The following is a 16,626-nucleotide window of genomic DNA, read 5'->3' as shown; positions in this document are numbered from 1 at the left end:
TGATGCGCCCATGGGTGTCTCCCGTTCGTCCCCGGAAAAAGGGATTTCCGTGGTCACCGTCGACTTCCCGCCGGTCAACGCGCTCCCGGTGACCGGCTGGTCCGCGCTGGCCGAGGCCGTGCGCGCGGCGGGCCGCGACCCCGAGGTCCGCTGCGTGGTGCTGGCCGCCGAGGGCCGGGGGTTCAACGCGGGCGTGGACATCAAGGAGATACAGGCGCACGGACAGCGGGCACTGATCGGCGCGAACCAGGGCTGCGCCGACGCCTTCGCCGCGGTGTACGAGTGCGAGACGCCCGTGGTCGCGGCGGTCCAGGGGTTCTGCCTGGGAGGCGGGATAGGCCTGGTGGGCAACGCGGACGCGGTCGTGGCGAGCGAGGACGCCGTCTTCGGGCTGCCCGAGCTGGACCGGGGCGCGCTGGGCGCCGCGACCCATCTGGCCCGGCTGGTCCCGCAGCATCTGATGCGCGCCCTGTACTACACGGGGCGGACGGCGACCGCGGCGGAACTGCACCGGCACGGCTCGGTGTGGCGCGTGGTGCCGGGCGCGGAACTGCGGGCGGCGGCGCTGGAGCTGGCCCGGGAGATCGCCGCCAAGGACGGGCGGCTGCTGCGCATGGCCAAGGCCGCGATCAACGGGATCGATCCGGTCGATGTGCGCCGCAGCTACCGCTTCGAGCAGGGCTTCACCTTCGAAGCGGGCCTCAGCGGCCTGGCCGGCCGGGTGCGCGACACGTTCGGGAAGGACGGGAAGGACGGGGAGGACGGGGAGGACGGGGAGGAGGGGGTTTAGATGGGCGACAAGACGATGACCGCCGAGGAGGTCGTCGGCCGGCTGGAGAACGGGATGACCCTGGGCATCGGCGGCTGGGGTGCGCGCCGCAAGCCGATGGCCCTGGTGCGGGCCCTGCTGCGGTCCGGGCTGCGCGATCTCACGGTCGTCTCCTGCGGTGGCCCGGACGTCGGGATGCTGGCCGCGGCCGGGCGGGTGCGCAGACTGGTCACGGCCTTCGTCACCCTCGACTCGATCCCCCTCGAACCGCACTACCGGACGGCCCGCGAGCACGGCGGGCTGGAACTGACGGAGGTGGACGAGGGGATGCTGCTGCGCGGCCTGGAGGCGGCGGCGCACCGGCTGCCCTTCCTGCCGGTGCGGGCGGGCGTCGGCTCGGACGTGATGCGGGTCAACCCCGGCCTGCGGACGGTCACCTCGCCGTACGAGGACGGGGAGACGCTGGTGGCGATGCCCGCGCTGCGGCTGGACGCGGCCCTGGTGCACGTGCACCGCGCCGACCGGCTGGGCACCGGCCAGTGCCTGGGCCCGGACCCGTATTTCGACGATCTGTTCTGCGCGGCGGCGGACGCGGCCTACGTCTCCTGCGAGCGGATCGTGGACACGGCCGAGCTGACCGAGGAGGCGCCCCCGGAGTCGCTGCTGCTGCGGCGCCTCACGGTGACGGGCGTGGTGGAGGCGCCCGACGGCGCGCACTTCACGTCCTGCGCTCCGGACTACGACCGGGACGAGGAGTTCCAGCGGCTGTACGCGAGCACCCCGTGGCCGGAGTTCGCCGGGCGGTTCCTCGGCGCCGGCGAGGACGGGTACCGGGCGGCGGTGGCCGAGTGGCGCGAGGAGGAGGGGCGATGAGGGCGACCCGGGCCGAGTACTGCGTGATCGCCTGCGCCGAGGCGTGGCGCGGTGCCGGGGAGATACTGGCGAGCCCGATGGGGCTGATCCCCTCGCTGGGTGCCCGGCTGGCCCGGCTCACCTTCGCGCCGGACCTGCTGCTGACGGACGGGGAGGCCCTGCTGGTCCGCCCGGACGGGAGGCCGGAGGGCCGGCTGACCTTCCGGGAGCATCTGACGCTGGTGGCGGGCGGCCGCCGGCACGTGATGATGGGCGCGAGCCAGATCGACCGGTACGGCAATCAGAACATCTCCTGCGTCGGCGACTGGGCCCGCCCCCGCCGCCAGCTGCTCGGAGTGCGCGGGGCATCGCTCAACACGCTCAACAACCAGACGAGTTACTGGATACCGCGGCACTCCCGGCGGGTCTTCGTGGAGCGGGTGGACATGGTGTGCGGGGTGGGGTACGACCGGGCGGCCGCGCTCGGCCGGACGGCACGCTTCCACCGCCTCGGGCGGGTCGTGTCCGATCTGGGGGTCCTCGACTTCGCGACGCCGGACCACTCGATGCGGCTGGCCTCGCTGCATCCGGGGGTGGGCGTGGCCGAGGTACGGGAGGCGACGGGCTTTGGCCTCGTGGTACCGGACGAGGTGCCGGACACCCGGGAGCCCGAGCCAGGGGAACTGCGGCTGATCCGTGAGGTGCTGGACCCGGACGGGGACCGGGAGCGCGCGGTGCCCGAGGGGGTGCGGGACTGATGGAGACCGCGCTCACCCGGCTGACCGGCGTCCGTCATCCGGTGGTGCAGACCGGGATGGGCTGGGTCGCCGGGCCCCGGCTGGTCTCGGCGGCGGCGAACGCGGGCGCGCTGGGCGTCCTGGGCTCGGCCACGATGACACCCGCTCAGCTGCGTGCGGCGATAAGGGAGGTGCGGTCGCGGACGGAGGCGCCGTTCGGGGTGAATCTGCGCGCGGACGCCCAGGACGCGGCCGAGCGGGTGGAGATCCTGCTGGCGGAGGGTGTCCGGGTGGCCTCCTTCGCGCTGGCCCCCTCCCCCGAGCTGATCACCCGGCTCAAGGAGGCGGGAGTGGTGGTCGTCCCGTCCGTCGGGGCGCGACGGCACGCGGAGAAAGTGGCGGCGTGGGGCGCGGACGCGGTGATCGTGCAGGGCGGCGAGGGCGGCGGGCACACCGGCGAGGTGGCGACGAGCGTGCTGCTGCCACAGGTGGTGGACGCGGTACGGATACCGGTGGTGGCGGCGGGCGGATTCTTCGACGGGCGGGGGCTGGTTTCGGCACTGGCCTACGGGGCGGCGGGGGTGGCGATGGGCACCCGGTTCCTGCTGACCTCGGACTCGACGGTGCCGGACCCGGTGAAGGCCAGGTATCTGGCGGCCACGGTCGGGGACGTCACCGTGACCCGCGCGGTGGACGGCCTGCCGCACCGCATGCTGCGCACGGATCTGGTGACGGCGCTGGAGCGTTCGGGCCGCATACGGACCCTCGGGCACGCGGTGCGGCGGGCGGCCGGCTTCCGGCGGCTGTCCGGGCTGACCTGGCGGCAGCTGGTCCACGACGGCCTCGCCCTGCGGCACGGCAAGGAGCTGTCCTGGAGCCGGCTCCTGCTCGCGGCGAACACGCCGATGCTGCTCAGGTCGGCGATGGTGGACGGCCGTACCGACCTGGGGGTGATGGCGGCCGGACAGGTCACCGGGGTGATCGAGGACCTGCCCTCGTGCGCGGAACTGGTGGAGCGGATCGTGAGGGAGGCGGAGGAGGTGCTGGAGGGACTGACGGAACTGGCCGGAGGCGAGCGGGGCTGACGGCGCCGACGGTTCCTGAGGTCCGTCGGCCCCAGGGCCCCCGTCCCGGGGACCGACAGATCCCGGAGGCCGGCAGCTCCCGAGACCGACAGGCCCTGGGGACCTGCAGATCCCGAGCCCGGAAGGCCGTTTGCACGCAAGGCCCGGAGGCCCGAGGCCGGGCGTCCTGTGGTCCCCGGGGAAGGGCCGGGACCGGAGTCTCGCTCAGAGGCGTTCGATGACGGTCACGTTGGCCTGGCCGCCGCCCTCGCACATGGTCTGGAGGCCGTAACGGCCGCCGGTGCGCTCCAGTTCGTGGAGCAGGGTGGTCATCAGCCGGGCGCCGGTCGCGCCGAGGGGGTGGCCGAGGGCGATCGCGCCGCCGTTGACGTTGACCTTCTCCGGGTCGGCTCCGGTCTCCTTCAGCCAGGCGAGGACGACCGGGGCGAAGGCCTCGTTGATCTCCACGAGGTCGAGGGCGTCGATGGTCAGGCCGGTCTTCTTCAGGGCGTGCGCGGTGGCCGGGATGGGGGCGGAGAGCATGCGTATGGGGTCCTCGCCGCGCGCGGAGAGGTGGTGGACGCGGGCGCGGGGACGCAGTCCGTGATCGCGGACCGCGCGTTCGGAGGCGAGGAGGAGGGCGGCGGCGCCGTCTGAGGTCTGGGAGGAGCAGGCGGCGCTGATGGTGCCGCCGTCGAGGACCGGCTTCAGGGCGGCCATCTTCTCCAGGGAGGTGTCGCGGCGGGGGCCCTCGTCCACGGCGACCGGGCCGTAGGGGACGGTCTCGCGCGCGAAGCGGCCGGTGTCGACGGCCCACACCGCACGCCGGTGCGAGCGCAGGGCGAACTCCTCCTGCTCGGCGCGGCCGATGCGCCACTGGGCGGCGATGGCCTCGGCGCCGGCGAACTGGTTGACGGGCCGGTTGCCGTAGCGGGCGCGCCAGCCGGTGCTGCCGAGGAAGGGCCCCTCGGTCAGGCCGAGCGGGTCGGCGGCCTGGCGGGAGGCGAAGGCGATGGGGATCTGGGACATGTTCTGCACACCGCCGGCGACCACCAGGTCCTGGGTGCCGGAGAGCACGGCCTGCGCGGCGAAGTGCACGGCCTGCTGCGAGGAGCCGCACTGCCGGTCCACGGTCACGCCCGGCACCTCCTCGGGCAGTCCGGCGGCCAGCCAGCTGGTGCGGGCGATGTCCCCGGCCTGGGGACCCACCGCGTCCAGACAACCGAACACGACGTCCTCGACGGCGGCCGGGTCGATGCCGGCCCGCTCCACGAGCGCTCGAAGGACATGGGCGCCCAGGTCGGCCGGGTGGACGCCGCTGAGTCCTCCCCCGCGTCGCCCGACGGGCGTGCGGACCGCTTCGACGATGTAGGCCTCGGCCATGTGACTCGACTCCCTCGCAGGGAAAGGGGTGTTATCCGCTGTGCTCGCTCTTCTCGTCGCGCTCTTCGTGCCGTGCGCGTACGGCGATGCCGTCCAGCACCATCGACAGGTACTGGCGGGCGATCTCCTCGGGGCTGTGCTGTCCGCCGGGCCGGTACCAGGAGGCGGCGACCCACACGGTGTCGCGGACGAACCGGTAGGTGAGCCGGACGTCCAAATCGGAGCGGAAGACGTGTTCGGCGACCCCGCGTTCCAGGGTGGAGAGCCAGGCCCGTTCGAACCGGCGCTGGGACTCGGCGAGGAAGGCGAACCGGTCCTGGGCGACCAGCTGCCGGCTCTCCTTCTGGTAGATGGCGACGGCGGCACGGTGCCGGTCGATCTCCCGGAAGGACTCGGTGACCAGGGCCTCCAGCGTCTCGCGGGGCCCGAGTCCGGCGGCGAGGACGCTGTCGTAGCCGCCCCACAGCTCGTCGAGGAAGGTGCGCAGGATCTCTTCGAGCATCGACTCCTTGGAGTCGAAGTGGTAGTAGAGGCTGCCCGCGAGCATACCGGCGTGGTCGGCGATGCGGCGGACGGTGGTGGCGTTGTAGCCGTGTTCGGCGAACACTTCGGCGGCGGTGTTGAGGAGTTCGCCGCGCCGGACCGCTGCGGCGGTCACCTGGGGCTTCTTCTTGGTCGGCACGCACCCATTCTGGACGCTCCCCCGCTCGCCCTAGGCGCGCTGGCTGCTGACGGCGACGGTCTCGCCGGTCATGTACGAGGAGTAGCCGGAGGCGAGGAACACGATCACGTTGGCCACCTCCCAGGGCTCGGCGGGGCGGCCGAAGGCCTCGCGTTCGGTCAGCTCCGCCAGGAGTTCGGGGGTGGTGACCCTCACCAGGTGGGGGTGGTGGGCCAGGCTGGGCGCGACGGCGTTGACCCGCACCCCGTAGGCGGCGGCCTCGACGGCGGCGCAGCGGGTCAGGGCCATCACCCCGGCCTTGGCGGCGGCGTAGTGGGCCTGTCCGGCCTGGGCGCGCCAGCCGACGACGGAGGCGTTGTTGACGATCACTCCGCCGCCGGTGGTCCGCAGCGCGCGCAGGGCGGCCCGGGTGCAGCGGAAGGTGCCGTTCAGGGTGACGTCCAGGACGCGGTTCCACTGGTCGTCGGTCATGTCGGCGAGGGGCGAAGTACCGCCGAGTCCCGCGTTGTTGACGACGATGTCCAGTCGGCCGTGCTCGGCGGCGGCCGTCTCGAACAGTGCCCGGACCTGCCGCTCGTCGGTGACGTCGCAGGGCAGGGCGGTCACCGCGCCCGGGAACCGCCGGGCCAGTTCGGCCTCGTGCTCCTTCAGGCGCCGGGGGTGTGCGTCGCTGAGCAGGACGCGGGCGCCCTCCTCCAGGAAGCGGCGCGCGGTGGCCCCGCCGATACCGGTGCCGGCCGCCGCGGTGACGACGGCGCTGCGGCCCTTGAGCAGTCCGTGCCCGGGGACGTAGGCCGGGCTCTCGACGCCTGTCATGGGGTCACGCTAACCTACCAAACACTTGTTAGGGAAGGATGGTGACGGCGGCCATGGACCTGACCTTCTCCCCGGCCGACGAGGAGTTCCGCGCCGAGGCCCGCGCCTGGCTGGCGGCGCACGTGCCGCGGGTGCCGCTGCCGTCGCTGGAGACGGCGGCGGGGTTCGCCGCCCATCGCGCCTGGGAGGCCGAACTGGCCGCGGACCACTGGTCGGTGGTGTCCTGGCCGCGGCGGTACGGCGGACGGGACGCTGGGCTGCTGGGCTGGCTGCTGTTCGAGGAGGAGTACTGGGCGGCGGGCGCGCCCGGCCGGGTCGGGCAGAACGGGATCGACCTGCTGGCCCCCACCCTGCTGGAGCACGGGACGCCGGAGCAGTGCGCGCGGGTGCTGCCGCCGATGGCCTCGGGCGAGGTGGTGTGGGCGCAGGCCTGGTCGGAGCCCGAGGCGGGCTCGGATCTGGCCTCGCTCACCTCCCGGGCGGTGCGCGCGGACGGCGGCTGGCTGCTCGGCGGACAGAAGACATGGTCCTCGCGGGCGGCCTTCGCCGACCGGGCCTTCGGGCTGTTCCGCAGCGATCCGGGGGCGGAGCGGCCCCATCAGGGGCTCACCTATCTGATGTTCGACCTGCGCGCTCCCGGGGTCACGGTGCGCCCGATCGGCCGGCTGGACGGCAGGCCCGCGTTCGCGGAGCTGTTCCTGGACGAGGTGTTCGTGCCGGACGAGGACGTGATCGGCGAACCGGGACAGGGCTGGCGGATCGCGATGTCGACGGCGGGCAACGAGCGGGGGCTGACGCTGCGTTCACCGGGCCGGTTCCTCGCCGCGGCGCGCCGTCTGGTCGGGCTGTGGCGGGCGCGCGGCTGTCCGGAGCACGCGCGCGAGCGGGTGGCGGACGCGGTGATCGGCGCCCGCGCCTACCGGCTGTTCACCTACGCGGCCGCCTCCCGGTTCCTGGCCGGCGGCCGGCTCGGCCCGGAGACCAGCATGAACAAGGTGTTCTGGTCCGAGCTGGACCTCGCGCTGCACGAGACGGCGCTCGACCTGCTGGGCCCGGAGGGCGAGGAGGCCGACGGCGCCTGGTCGCAGGGGTACGTCTTCGCGCTGGCCGGTCCGGTCTACGCGGGCACCAACGAGATCCAGCGCGACATCATCGCCGAGCGACTGCTGGGCCTGCCGAAGGGACGCCGCTGATGCGCTTCCTCCCCGATGCCGAGCAGCGGGCCTTCACCGACTCGCTGGGAGCCCTGCTGACGGCGGCGGACACCCCGGCGGTGGTCCGGGAGTGGAGCCGTGGCGAGCACGCGCGCGGGCGGGCCTTGTGGGCGCGGCTCGCGAAGGCCGGGGTGTTCGGGCTCGCGGTACCGCGGGAGTACGGCGGGGCAGGGCGGCGGCCGGTGGAACTGGCCCTCGCTTTCCTGGAGTTGGGTCGGCACGCGGTACCCGGACCGCTGGTGGAGACGGTCGCGGCGGCCCTGCTCCTGGACGCGCCGCCGCACGCCGCACGCTTCCTGCCGGGGCTGGTGGCGGGCGAGGTGCCGGTCACCGTCGCACCGCCCGGCGGGCCGGCCCTCGACGGGGACGCGGCCGCGCTCCGGCTCGCGCCCACCCCCGGCGGCCTGTGCCAGGCGACCCCCGGACCGGTGCGCGCGTCCCTGGATCCCGCCCGCCGGCTGACCCCGCTCGTCCCGGACGGCGCCCCGCTCCGCACCGATCCCCCGTACGAGCGGGCCCTCGTCTGGGCCCGGCTGGCCGTCGCCGCGCAGGCCCTCGGCGTCGGTCTGGCCCTGCTCGACCGCACGGTGGCCTACGTCGGGCAGCGCACCCAGTTCGGGGTACCCGTCGGCTCCTTCCAGGCGGTCAAGCACCGGCTGGCCGACGCGAGGACGGCCCTGGAGTTCGCCCGGCCCCTCGTGCTCGGCGCGGCGATATCGATGCGCCCGGCGGACGTGGCCGCGGCCAAGCTCCGGGCGTGCGAGGCGGCGTACGGCACCGCGCGGACGGCGCTGCATCTGCACGGCGCGATCGGCTACACCGCGGAGTACGACCTCTCCCTGTGGCTGACCAAGGCCCGCGCGCTGCGCACCGCGTGGGGGACGCCCGAGGAGTGCCGGGAGCTGGTCCTGGCCGACGCCCTCGGGGAGGTGAACCCGTGAGCGGGCCGGTTCAGGAGGGGCGGACGACGCCCGCCGCGCGCGCGGCCGCCAGCCAGGCGGGGAACTCGGCGACGAGACGGTCGTACAGCTCGGCGTCGGGGACGCGCCGGGGGTCCTCGCCCACGTGGAAGAAGCCGGCGTTGTCCACGATCCGTTTGCCGGGCACCGGGAGTTCGTCCAGTTTGCGCAGGAAGTCGAACTGCTTGCCGCGCGGGTCGCCGAAGCCGATGAACTGCCAGAACAGCGGAAGCTTCGCGGACTTGCAGAGATAGCGCTCCGCGGCGAACTTGTCGACCGGGCCGCCGTCGGTCTGGAAGACGACCAGGGCGGGGTCGGTGGCGCCGCTGTCCAGGTAGTGCTCGATGACGGCGTCCATCGCCAGGTGGTAGCTCGTCCGGCCCATGTGGCCGAGACCGGCGACGATCCGCTCGACGCCGCCCTCGTGACCGGCGAGCGGGATCTCGGTGACGGCGTCGATGCCGGTGGAGAAGAACACCACCGGCACCCGGCCGTCGTCGTCCAGGTGCGCGGACAGCCCCAGCACCCGGTCGGCGAGCGCCTGGACGCTGCCGTCCTGGTAGTAGGGGCGCATGGAACCGGAGTGGTCGAGGACGAGGTAGACGGCGGCCCGCAGCCCGTCCAGGCCGTGTTTGCGCAGACTGACCCCGGCCGAGCGGTAGGCGCCGACGAGTGCGGGCGCGGTCTCCTCGACCTTGCGCAGGCTGATCGCGGCCATGGCCCCCTCCGGCTGTTCCGAGGGGCCGAGCCTACGTGATCACGCGCACCGGGCGTCACGGCCGTCACATCTGTTCGCTATTTTGTTCGCTGCCGCCCCACCGGCTCGCTGTGCTTCCCCCCGCCTCTCCCCTTTCCTTGTCGTCCTTCCCTTTTCGAGGAGCCGGCCCGTGGCCGCCGAGTCCGTCGTGACCACCTGTTACCGTCATCCGCAGGTGGAGTCGTATGTCCGCTGCACCCGCTGCGACCGCTTCATCTGCCCGTCCTGCATGCGGGAGGCCGCGGTCGGCCACCAGTGCGTGGAGTGCGTGCGGGAGGGCGCCCGTTCGATCCGGCGGGCGCGGACCGTGTTCGGGGGCCGGATCGCCGCGGTGCCGCTGGTGACCTATGTGCTGGTCGGGCTGAACGTGGCGGCGTATCTGGTGGAGCTGGCCCGGCCGTCGTTCGAGTACCGCTTCGCGATGCTCGGCACCACACCCGCCGGCTATGTCCCGGAGGGCGTCGCGCACGGGGAGTGGTACCGGCTGCTGACCGGCGCGTTCCTGCATCTGACGCCCGGTGAGGGGACGTTCGGGATCACGCACATCCTGTTCAACATGGTGGCGCTGTGGAACATCGGCCGGGTCGTGGAGACCCAGCTGGGCCGGGTGCGCCACCTCGCCCTGTATCTGCTGTCGGCGCTCGGCGGTTCGGTGCTGGAGCTGCTGCTGGCCCCGGAGTCCTACACGGTCGGCGCCTCCGGAGCGATCTTCGGACTGGGCGCCGCCTACTGGGTCATGGGCCGCCGCCTCGGCCACGACATGCGCGAGGTCAACCGGTACATGGCGGGCCTGCTGCTGTGGCTGGTGATCTCCGCGGGGCTGACCTCCTGGCAGGGCCACCTCGGCGGTCTGCTCGCGGGTGCCGTGGTGACCGTGGCGTACGCCTACGCGCCCCGCGACCAGCGGCGCACCCTGGTGCAGGCGGGGGTGTGCGTGGCCCTGCTCGCCCTGCTGATCGTGCTCGCCTGGCTGAAGGCGGCCTCGCTGACCGCCTGATCGGCGGCGGCGGAAAAGTCGACGGCGCCTGCCCGGTCGTCCGGTCGGGGACAGGTGGGCAGGCGCCATCGGTGTTCCGCACGCCTTTGTGCGGGACGTTCGGGGGTGCCGTCAGACCGCGAGCGCGCGGTCGGTCGGACGGATCGGGGCCGGCAGGTCGCTGGCCCCGGTCAGGTAGCGGTCGACGCCGCGGGCGGCCGAGCGGCCCTCCGCGATCGCCCAGACGATGAGGGACTGCCCGCGGCCGGCGTCACCGGCGACGAACACTCCCGGCACGTTGGTCTGGAAATCGGCGTCGCGGGCGATGTTACCGCGCTCGTCGAGGTCCAGGCCGAACTGCTCCACCAGACCGTTCTCGCGGTCGGTGCCGGTGAAGCCCATCGCCAGGGTGACCAGCTGCGCCGGGATACGGCGCTCGGTGCCCGGCTTCTGGCTCGGCCTGCCGTCCACGAACTCGACCTCGGCGATGTGCAGCCACTGCACGTTGCCGTCCTCGTCGCCCTCGAAGTGGGTGGTGGAGGCGGAGTAGATCCGCTCGCCGCCCTCCTCGTGGGCCGAGGTGACCTTGTAGAGGATCGGGAAGGTGGGCCAGGGCTGCCCGGTCGGGTGCCGCTCCTCGTTCGGGCGGGGCATGATCTCCAGCTGGGTGACCGAGGCCGCGCCCTGGCGGTGGGCGGTGCCCACGCAGTCCGCGCCGGTGTCACCGCCGCCGATCACGACGACATGCTTGCCCTCGGCCGTCACGGGCGCCGCCACGTAGTCGCCCTCCTGGACCTTGTTGGCCAGCGGCAGGTACTCCATCGCCTGGTAGACGCCCTTCAGCTCCCGCCCGGGGACGGGGAGATCACGGGCGGTGGTGGAGCCGGCGGCGATCACGACCGCGTCGTAGCGCTTCTTCAGGTCGCGTGCGTTGAGGTCGCGGCCGACCTCCACACCGGTGCGGAAGCGGGTGCCCTCCGCGCGCATCTGCTCGATACGGCGGTTGATGTGCCGCTTCTCCATCTTGAACTCGGGGATGCCGTAGCGCAGGAGGCCACCGATGCGGTCCGCGCGCTCGTAGACGGCGACCGTGTGGCCGGCCCGGGTCAGCTGCTGGGCGGCGGCGAGGCCGGAGGGGCCCGAGCCGATGACCGCGACCGTCTTGCCGGACAGGCGCTCGGGGACGCGCGGGGCGACGTGCCCGCCCTCCCACGCCTTGTCGATGATGGAGACCTCGACGTTCTTGATGGTGACCGGCTGCTGGTTGATGCCCAGCACGCACGCCGACTCGCACGGCGCCGGGCACAGCCGCCCGGTGAACTCCGGGAAGTTGTTGGTGGCGTGCAGCCGCTCGTAGGCGGCGGCCCAGTCCTCGCGGTAGGCGTAGTCGTTCCACTCGGGGATCAGGTTCCCGAGCGGACAGCCGTTGTGGCAGAACGGGATGCCGCAGTCCATGCACCGGCTGGCCTGCTTGCCGATGATCGGCAGCAGGGAGCCGGGGACGTAGACCTCGTTCCAGTCCTTGACACGCTCACCGACGGGACGGGTCCTGGCGGCCTCGCGGCCGTGGTTGAGGAAGCCCTTCGGATCAGCCATTGGTCGCCGCCTCCATCATCTTCTCGGTGATCTCGGTCTCGGAGAGACCGGCTCGCTCGGCGGCGTCCTTGGCGGCGAGCACTGCCTGGTACGTGCTGGGGATGATCTTGCTGAACCGGGCCGCGGCCGCGTCCCAGTCGGCGAGCAGCCTCGCGGCGACGGTCGAGCCGGTCTCCTCGGCGTGCCGGCGCACGACGTCGTGCAGCCACGCCTTGTCCGGTTCGGTCAGTTCCCGGACCGCGTCCGCGTTGCCCGCGTTGACGTTGTCGGGGTCGAGGTCGATGACGTAGGCGATGCCGCCGGACATGCCCGCGGCGAAGTTGCGGCCGGTCGGACCGAGGACGACGGCGTGGCCACCGGTCATGTACTCGCAGCCGTGGTCGCCCACACCCTCGGAGACGACCAGCGCGCCGGAGTTGCGCACACAGAACCGCTCACCGGTACGACCGCGCAGGAACAGCTCGCCACCGGTGGCGCCGTAGCCGATCGTGTTGCCCGCGATCGTCGAGTACTCGGCGAGGTGGTCGGCGGCGCGGTCCGGGCGGACGACGATCCGGCCGCCCGAGAGCCCCTTGCCGACGTAGTCGTTGGCGTCGCCCTCCAGCCGCAGCGTGACGCCGCGCGGCAGGAACGCGCCGAAGGACTGGCCCGCGGAACCGGTGAACGTGATGTCGATGGCGTCCTCGGGCAGGCCGGCGCCGCCGAACTTCTTGGTCACCTCATGGCCGAGCATGGTGCCGACCGTGCGGTTGATGTTGCGGATGGCGACCTGGGCGCGCACCGGCTGGGCCTCGGTCGCGTCGTTCGCGGCCAGGGCGTCGGCGGCGAGCCTGATCAGCTCGTTGTCCAGGGCCTTCTCCAGGCCGTGGTCCTGGGCGATCTGCTGGTGGCGGACCGCGCCCTCGGGCAGGTCCGGCACGTGGAACAGCGGCGCCAGGTCCAGGCCCTGAGCCTTCCAGTGGTCGACGGCGCGCCGCACGTCCAGCACCTCGGCGTGACCGACGGCCTCCTCGATGGTGCGGAAGCCCAGCTCGGCGAGCAGCTCGCGGACCTCCTCGGCGATGAACCGGAAGAAGTTCACGATGTGTTCGGCCTTGCCGGCGAAGCGCTCGCGCAGCACCGGGTTCTGGGTGGCGATGCCGACCGGGCAGGTGTCCAGATGGCAGACGCGCATCATGACGCAGCCGGAGACGACGAGCGGCGCGGTCGCGAAACCGAACTCCTCGGCGCCGAGCAGCGCGGCGATGACGACGTCGCGGCCGGTCTTGAGCTGACCGTCGGTCTGCACGACGATCCGGTCGCGCAACCCGTTGAGCAGCAGCGTCTGCTGCGTCTCGGCCAGGCCCAGCTCCCAGGGGCCGCCCGCGTGCTTGAGGGAGGTCAGCGGGGAGGCGCCGGTGCCGCCGTCGTGGCCGGAGATCAGCACGACGTCCGCGTGTGCCTTGGACACACCCGCCGCGACCGTGCCGACGCCGACCTCGGAGACCAGCTTGACGTGGATCCGCGCCCGGGGGTTGGCGTTCTTGAGGTCGTGGATCAGCTGGGCCAGATCCTCGATGGAGTAGATGTCGTGGTGCGGCGGCGGGGAGATCAGACCCACGCCGGGGGTCGAGTGACGCGTCTTGGCGACCCACGGGTAGACCTTGTGGCCGGGCAGCTGGCCGCCCTCGCCGGGCTTGGCGCCCTGGGCCATCTTGATCTGGATGTCGTCCGCGTTGACCAGGTACTCGGAGGTGACGCCGAAGCGGCCGGAGGCGACCTGCTTGATCGCCGAGCGGCGCGCGGGGTCGTACAGGCGCTCCGGGTCCTCGCCGCCCTCACCGGTGTTGGACTTGCCGCCCAGCTGGTTCATGGCGATGGCGAGGGTCTCGTGCGCCTCCTTGGAGATGGAGCCGTACGACATCGCGCCGGTCGAGAACCGCTTGACGATCTCGCTGACCGGCTCGACCTCCTCGACCGGGATCGGCGCCCGCTCGGAGGTGAAACCGAACAGCCCGCGCAGCGTCATCAGTCGCTCGGACTGCTCGTTCACCCGCGAGGTGTACTTCTTGAAGATGTCGTAGCTCGCGGTCCGCGTGGAGTGCTGGAGGCGGAAGACCGTCTCCGGGTCGAACAGGTGCGGCTCGCCCTCGCGGCGCCACTGGTACTCGCCGCCGATGTCGAGCGCGCGGTGCGCCGGCGCGATGCCGGAGGCCGGGTACGCCTTGGCGTGGCGGGCGGCGACCTCGCCGGCGATGACGTCGATGCCGACGCCGCCGATCTTGGTGGCGGTGCCGTTGAAGTACTTCTCCACGAAGGACTCGTCGAGGCCGACGGCCTCGAAGACCTGGGCGCCGCGGTAGGAGGCGACGGTGGAGATGCCCATCTTGGACATGACCTTCAGGACGCCCTTGCCGAGCGCGTAGATCAGGTTCTTGATGGCCTTCTCGGGGTCGGCGCCGTCGAGGAAGGTGCCCGCGCGGACCAGGTCCTCCACCGACTCCATCGCCAGGTACGGGTTGACGGCGGCGGCGCCGAAGCCGATCAGCAGGGCGACGTGGTGGACCTCGCGGACGTCGCCGGCCTCGACCAGCAGGCCCACGTGGGTGCGCTGCTTGGTGCGGATGAGGTGGTGGTGGACGGCCGCGGTCAGCAGCAGCGAGGGGATCGGCGCGTGCTCGGCGTCCGAGTGCCGGTCGGAGAGGACGATCAGCCGGGCGCCGTTCTCGATGGCCGCGTCGGCCTCCGAGCAGATCTCCTCGATGCGGGCGGCCAGCGACTCGCCGCGGCCGCTCACCCGGAACAGACCGGAGAGCGTCGCGGCCTTGAAGCCGGGCATGTCGCCGTCGGCGTTGATGTGGATGAGCTTGGCCAGCTCGTCGTTGTCGATCACCGGGAAGGGCAGCAGGACGGACCGGCAGGAGGCGGCGGTCGGGTCGAGCAGATTGCCCTGCGGGCCGAGCGCGCTGCGCAGGGAGGTGACCAGCTCCTCCCGGATGGCGTCCAGCGGCGGGTTGGTGACCTGGGCGAACAGCTGGGTGAAGTAGTCGAAGAGCAGCCGGGGGCGCTCGGACAGGGCCGCGATCGGGGAGTCGGTGCCCATGGAGCCGATCGGCTCGGCGCCGGTGCGGGCCATCGGGGCGAGGATGACGCGCAGTTCCTCCTCGGTGTAGCCGAAGGTCTGCTGGCGGCGGGTGACCGAGGCGTGGGTGTGCACGATGTGCTCGCGCTCGGGCAGGTCGCCCAGCTCGATCTCACCGGCCTCCAGCCACTCGGCGTACGGCTGTGCGCCGGTGAGCGAGGCCTTGATCTCGTCGTCCTCGATGATGCGGTGCTCGGCGGTGTCCACGAGGAACATCCGGCCGGGCTGCAGCCGGCCCTTGCGGACGACCCGGGCGGGGTCGATGTCGAGGACGCCGACCTCGGAGCCGAGGACGACCAGGCCCTCGTCGGTGACCCAGTAGCGGCCGGGGCGCAGACCGTTGCGGTCGAGCACGGCGCCGACCTGGGTGCCGTCGGTGAAGGTGACGCAGGCGGGGCCGTCCCACGGCTCCATCATCGTGGCGTGGAAGCCGTAGAAGGCACGCCGGGCCTCGTCCATGGAGGCGTGGTTCTCCCATGCCTCCGGGATCATCATCAGCACGGAGTGCGGCAGCGAGCGGCCGCCGAGGTGCAGCAGCTCCAGGACCTCGTCGAAGGAGGCGGAGTCGGAGGCGCCGGGGGTGCAGACCGGGAAGATCCGCTCCAGCTTCTCCGGGGCGCCGAACAGGTCGGAGGCCAGCCGGGACTCGCGGGCGCGCATCCAGTTGCGGTTGCCCTGCACGGTGTTGATCTCGCCGTTGTGGGCGATGAAGCGGTACGGGTGCGCGAGCGGCCACGACGGGAAGGTGTTCGTGGAGAACCGGGAGTGCACCAGCGCGATCGCGGAGGCGAAGCGGCGGTCCGAGAGGTCCGGGAAGAAGGGCTCCAGCTGGCCGGTGGTCAGCATGCCCTTGTAGACGATGGTGCGCGCGGACAGCGACGGGAAGTACACGCCCGCCTCGCGCTCGGCGCGCTTGCGCAGCACGAACGCCTTGCGGTCCAGGACGATGCCCTCGCTGGCCCCGTCGGTCACGAAGATCTGCCGGAAGACCGGCATGGTGGCGCGGGCGGTGGCGCCCAGCAGCTCGGGGGCGACCGGCACCTCGCGCCAGCCGAGGACGGTCAGGCCCTCCTCGGCGGCGATCGTCTCGATCGCCGAGACGGCGTCCCCGGTGCCCTCGGCGGGCAGGAAGGCGATGCCGACGGCGTACGAACCGGCGGCGGGCAGTTCGAATCCGGCCACCTCGCGGAAGAAGGCGTCCGGCACCTGCGAGAGCAGGCCCGCGCCGTCGCCCGAGTCCGGCTCGGAGCCGGTGGCGCCGCGGTGCTCCAGATTGCGCAGCACGGTGAGCGCCTGCTCGACCAGGGTGTGGGAGGCCTCGCCGGTGAGAGTGGCGACGAAACCGACGCCGCAGGCGTCGTGTTCGTTGCGGGGGTCGTACATACCCTGCGCAGCAGGGCGAGCATCCATGAACGACCAGTTCTGGCCGTTCTCGGAATGCTGGGACGGCTGGCGCGGCGTACGCATCGGCTCTCCCGTCGTCGTCATGTGGCATGTGGCGTGTGCCGAGGGACGACGTTGGCCCTCTGCGGAGATGGCGAAATTTCGTGCAGGTTACATGATGACCCGGTTCTCGGGAAGCGGATGCTCCGTTTCATCATGCGGACACAGCCGGGGTTCATGACCGGTGTCCCGGGGCCGCGCGGGGCGGCCGGTTACCGCACGAAGCGGCCGGTGCCGCATGGCGCGACGGCCCGGTG

At 72.6% G+C, this 16,626-nt stretch carries 13 protein-coding genes; 7 read left to right on the top strand and 6 right to left on the bottom strand.

Features of this window, described 5'->3' with window-relative positions; translation table 11 throughout:
• The first annotated feature begins 10 nt into the window (after nucleotides 1-10).
• The 4 genes from VT52_RS20715 to VT52_RS20700 are packed head-to-tail and all read left to right on the top strand — an operon-like array spanning nucleotide 11 to nucleotide 3,443.
• The gene (locus VT52_RS20715) at nucleotides 11-790 is read left to right on the top strand and encodes an enoyl-CoA hydratase family protein (RefSeq protein WP_046426529.1); all 780 of its coding nucleotides are present in this window, start codon (nucleotides 11-13) and stop codon (nucleotides 788-790) included.
• Entirely contained in the window at nucleotides 791-1,642 is an 852-nt protein-coding gene (locus VT52_RS20710; protein WP_046426532.1) for a CoA transferase subunit A, read from the top strand.
• Nucleotides 1,639-2,379, top strand: a complete 741-nt coding sequence (locus VT52_RS20705; RefSeq protein ID WP_046426535.1) for a CoA-transferase subunit beta — start codon at nucleotides 1,639-1,641, stop codon at nucleotides 2,377-2,379. The genes VT52_RS20710 and VT52_RS20705 overlap by 4 nt, the downstream gene beginning before the upstream one ends.
• Nucleotides 2,379-3,443 carry an NAD(P)H-dependent flavin oxidoreductase gene (locus tag VT52_RS20700; protein ID WP_046426538.1) on the top strand — a complete coding sequence of 355 codons (1,065 nt, stop codon included), beginning with the start codon at nucleotides 2,379-2,381 and terminating at the stop codon, nucleotides 3,441-3,443. Before VT52_RS20705 ends, VT52_RS20700 begins: the two co-directional genes overlap by 1 nt.
• 204 nt (nucleotides 3,444-3,647) lie before the next feature.
• Here the strand turns inward: VT52_RS20700 and VT52_RS20695 are convergent, their stop codons facing one another.
• Genes VT52_RS20695 through VT52_RS20685 form a run of 3 tightly spaced genes read right to left on the bottom strand, consistent with a single transcriptional unit; the run spans nucleotide 3,648 to nucleotide 6,303 of the window.
• Nucleotides 3,648-4,805, bottom strand: coding sequence for an acetyl-CoA C-acetyltransferase (locus VT52_RS20695; RefSeq protein ID WP_046426539.1), 1,158 nt, complete (start codon nucleotides 4,803-4,805; stop codon nucleotides 3,648-3,650).
• Nucleotides 4,806-4,836: 31 nt separating this feature from the next.
• Nucleotides 4,837-5,487, bottom strand: coding sequence for a TetR/AcrR family transcriptional regulator (locus VT52_RS20690; RefSeq protein ID WP_046426543.1), 651 nt, complete (start codon nucleotides 5,485-5,487; stop codon nucleotides 4,837-4,839).
• A gap of 30 nt (nucleotides 5,488-5,517) precedes the next feature.
• Nucleotides 5,518-6,303, bottom strand: coding sequence for an SDR family oxidoreductase (locus VT52_RS20685; protein ID WP_046426545.1), 786 nt, complete (start codon nucleotides 6,301-6,303; stop codon nucleotides 5,518-5,520).
• A gap of 53 nt (nucleotides 6,304-6,356) precedes the next feature.
• Between VT52_RS20685 and VT52_RS20680 the strand changes: the two genes are divergently transcribed.
• Nucleotides 6,357-7,496, top strand: coding sequence for an acyl-CoA dehydrogenase family protein (locus VT52_RS20680; RefSeq protein WP_046426547.1), 1,140 nt, complete (start codon nucleotides 6,357-6,359; stop codon nucleotides 7,494-7,496).
• Nucleotides 7,496-8,458 carry an acyl-CoA dehydrogenase family protein gene (locus tag VT52_RS20675; RefSeq protein ID WP_046426549.1) on the top strand — a complete coding sequence of 321 codons (963 nt, stop codon included), beginning with the start codon at nucleotides 7,496-7,498 and terminating at the stop codon, nucleotides 8,456-8,458. Before VT52_RS20680 ends, VT52_RS20675 begins: the two co-directional genes overlap by 1 nt.
• A 10-nt stretch (nucleotides 8,459-8,468) precedes the next feature.
• On the opposite strand, the gene VT52_RS20670 is transcribed toward VT52_RS20675, so the two are convergent.
• Nucleotides 8,469-9,194 (bottom strand): VWA domain-containing protein, encoded by a 726-nt coding sequence (locus VT52_RS20670; protein ID WP_046426551.1) that lies wholly within the window; start codon nucleotides 9,192-9,194, stop codon nucleotides 8,469-8,471.
• Between the two features lie 169 nt (nucleotides 9,195-9,363).
• On the opposite strand from VT52_RS20670, the gene VT52_RS20665 reads away from it, so the two are divergent.
• On the top strand, nucleotides 9,364-10,230 hold the full coding sequence (locus VT52_RS20665) for a rhomboid family intramembrane serine protease (protein WP_046426553.1): 867 nt from the start codon (nucleotides 9,364-9,366) through the stop codon (nucleotides 10,228-10,230).
• A gap of 111 nt (nucleotides 10,231-10,341) precedes the next feature.
• Here VT52_RS20665 and VT52_RS20660 read toward each other — a convergent pair whose 3' ends face one another.
• Together VT52_RS20660 and gltB are read right to left on the bottom strand one after the other, a co-directional pair.
• The gene (locus VT52_RS20660) at nucleotides 10,342-11,805 is read right to left on the bottom strand and encodes a glutamate synthase subunit beta (protein WP_046426554.1); all 1,464 of its coding nucleotides are present in this window, start codon (nucleotides 11,803-11,805) and stop codon (nucleotides 10,342-10,344) included.
• A complete protein-coding gene (gene gltB, locus VT52_RS20655; protein ID WP_046426556.1) occupies nucleotides 11,798-16,309 on the bottom strand; it encodes a glutamate synthase large subunit in 4,512 nt (1,503 codons plus the stop codon). Before gltB ends, VT52_RS20660 begins: the two co-directional genes overlap by 8 nt.
• Nucleotides 16,310-16,626: the final 317 nt, after the last annotated feature.

Source organism: Streptomyces malaysiense (assembly GCF_000980885.2).
GTDB classification, from domain to species: domain Bacteria; phylum Actinomycetota; class Actinomycetes; order Streptomycetales; family Streptomycetaceae; genus Streptomyces; species Streptomyces malaysiense.
The sequence above is the reverse complement of the archived record's forward strand: the minus strand, read 5'-3'. Positions and strand labels throughout refer to the sequence as shown.

Bases quoted from the DNA above. Each gene is read 5' to 3' on its own strand.
- VT52_RS20700 (WP_046426538.1), top strand. From the start codon at position 2,379: ATGGAGACCGCGCTCACCCGGCTGACCGGCGTCCGTCATCCGGTGGTG.
- VT52_RS20705 (WP_046426535.1), top strand. From the start codon at position 1,639: ATGAGGGCGACCCGGGCCGAGTACTGCGTGATCGCCTGCGCCGAGGCG.
- VT52_RS20710 (WP_046426532.1), top strand. From the start codon at position 791: ATGGGCGACAAGACGATGACCGCCGAGGAGGTCGTCGGCCGGCTGGAG.
- VT52_RS20675 (WP_046426549.1), top strand. From the start codon at position 7,496: ATGCGCTTCCTCCCCGATGCCGAGCAGCGGGCCTTCACCGACTCGCTG.
- VT52_RS20670 (WP_046426551.1), bottom strand. From the start codon at position 9,194: ATGGCCGCGATCAGCCTGCGCAAGGTCGAGGAGACCGCGCCCGCACTC.
- VT52_RS20695 (WP_046426539.1), bottom strand. From the start codon at position 4,805: ATGGCCGAGGCCTACATCGTCGAAGCGGTCCGCACGCCCGTCGGGCGA.
- VT52_RS20660 (WP_046426554.1), bottom strand. From the start codon at position 11,805: ATGGCTGATCCGAAGGGCTTCCTCAACCACGGCCGCGAGGCCGCCAGG.
- VT52_RS20680 (WP_046426547.1), top strand. From the start codon at position 6,357: ATGGACCTGACCTTCTCCCCGGCCGACGAGGAGTTCCGCGCCGAGGCC.
- gltB (WP_046426556.1), bottom strand. From the start codon at position 16,309: ATGTACGACCCCCGCAACGAACACGACGCCTGCGGCGTCGGTTTCGTC.
- VT52_RS20715 (WP_046426529.1), top strand. From the start codon at position 11: ATGGGTGTCTCCCGTTCGTCCCCGGAAAAAGGGATTTCCGTGGTCACC.
- VT52_RS20685 (WP_046426545.1), bottom strand. From the start codon at position 6,303: ATGACAGGCGTCGAGAGCCCGGCCTACGTCCCCGGGCACGGACTGCTC.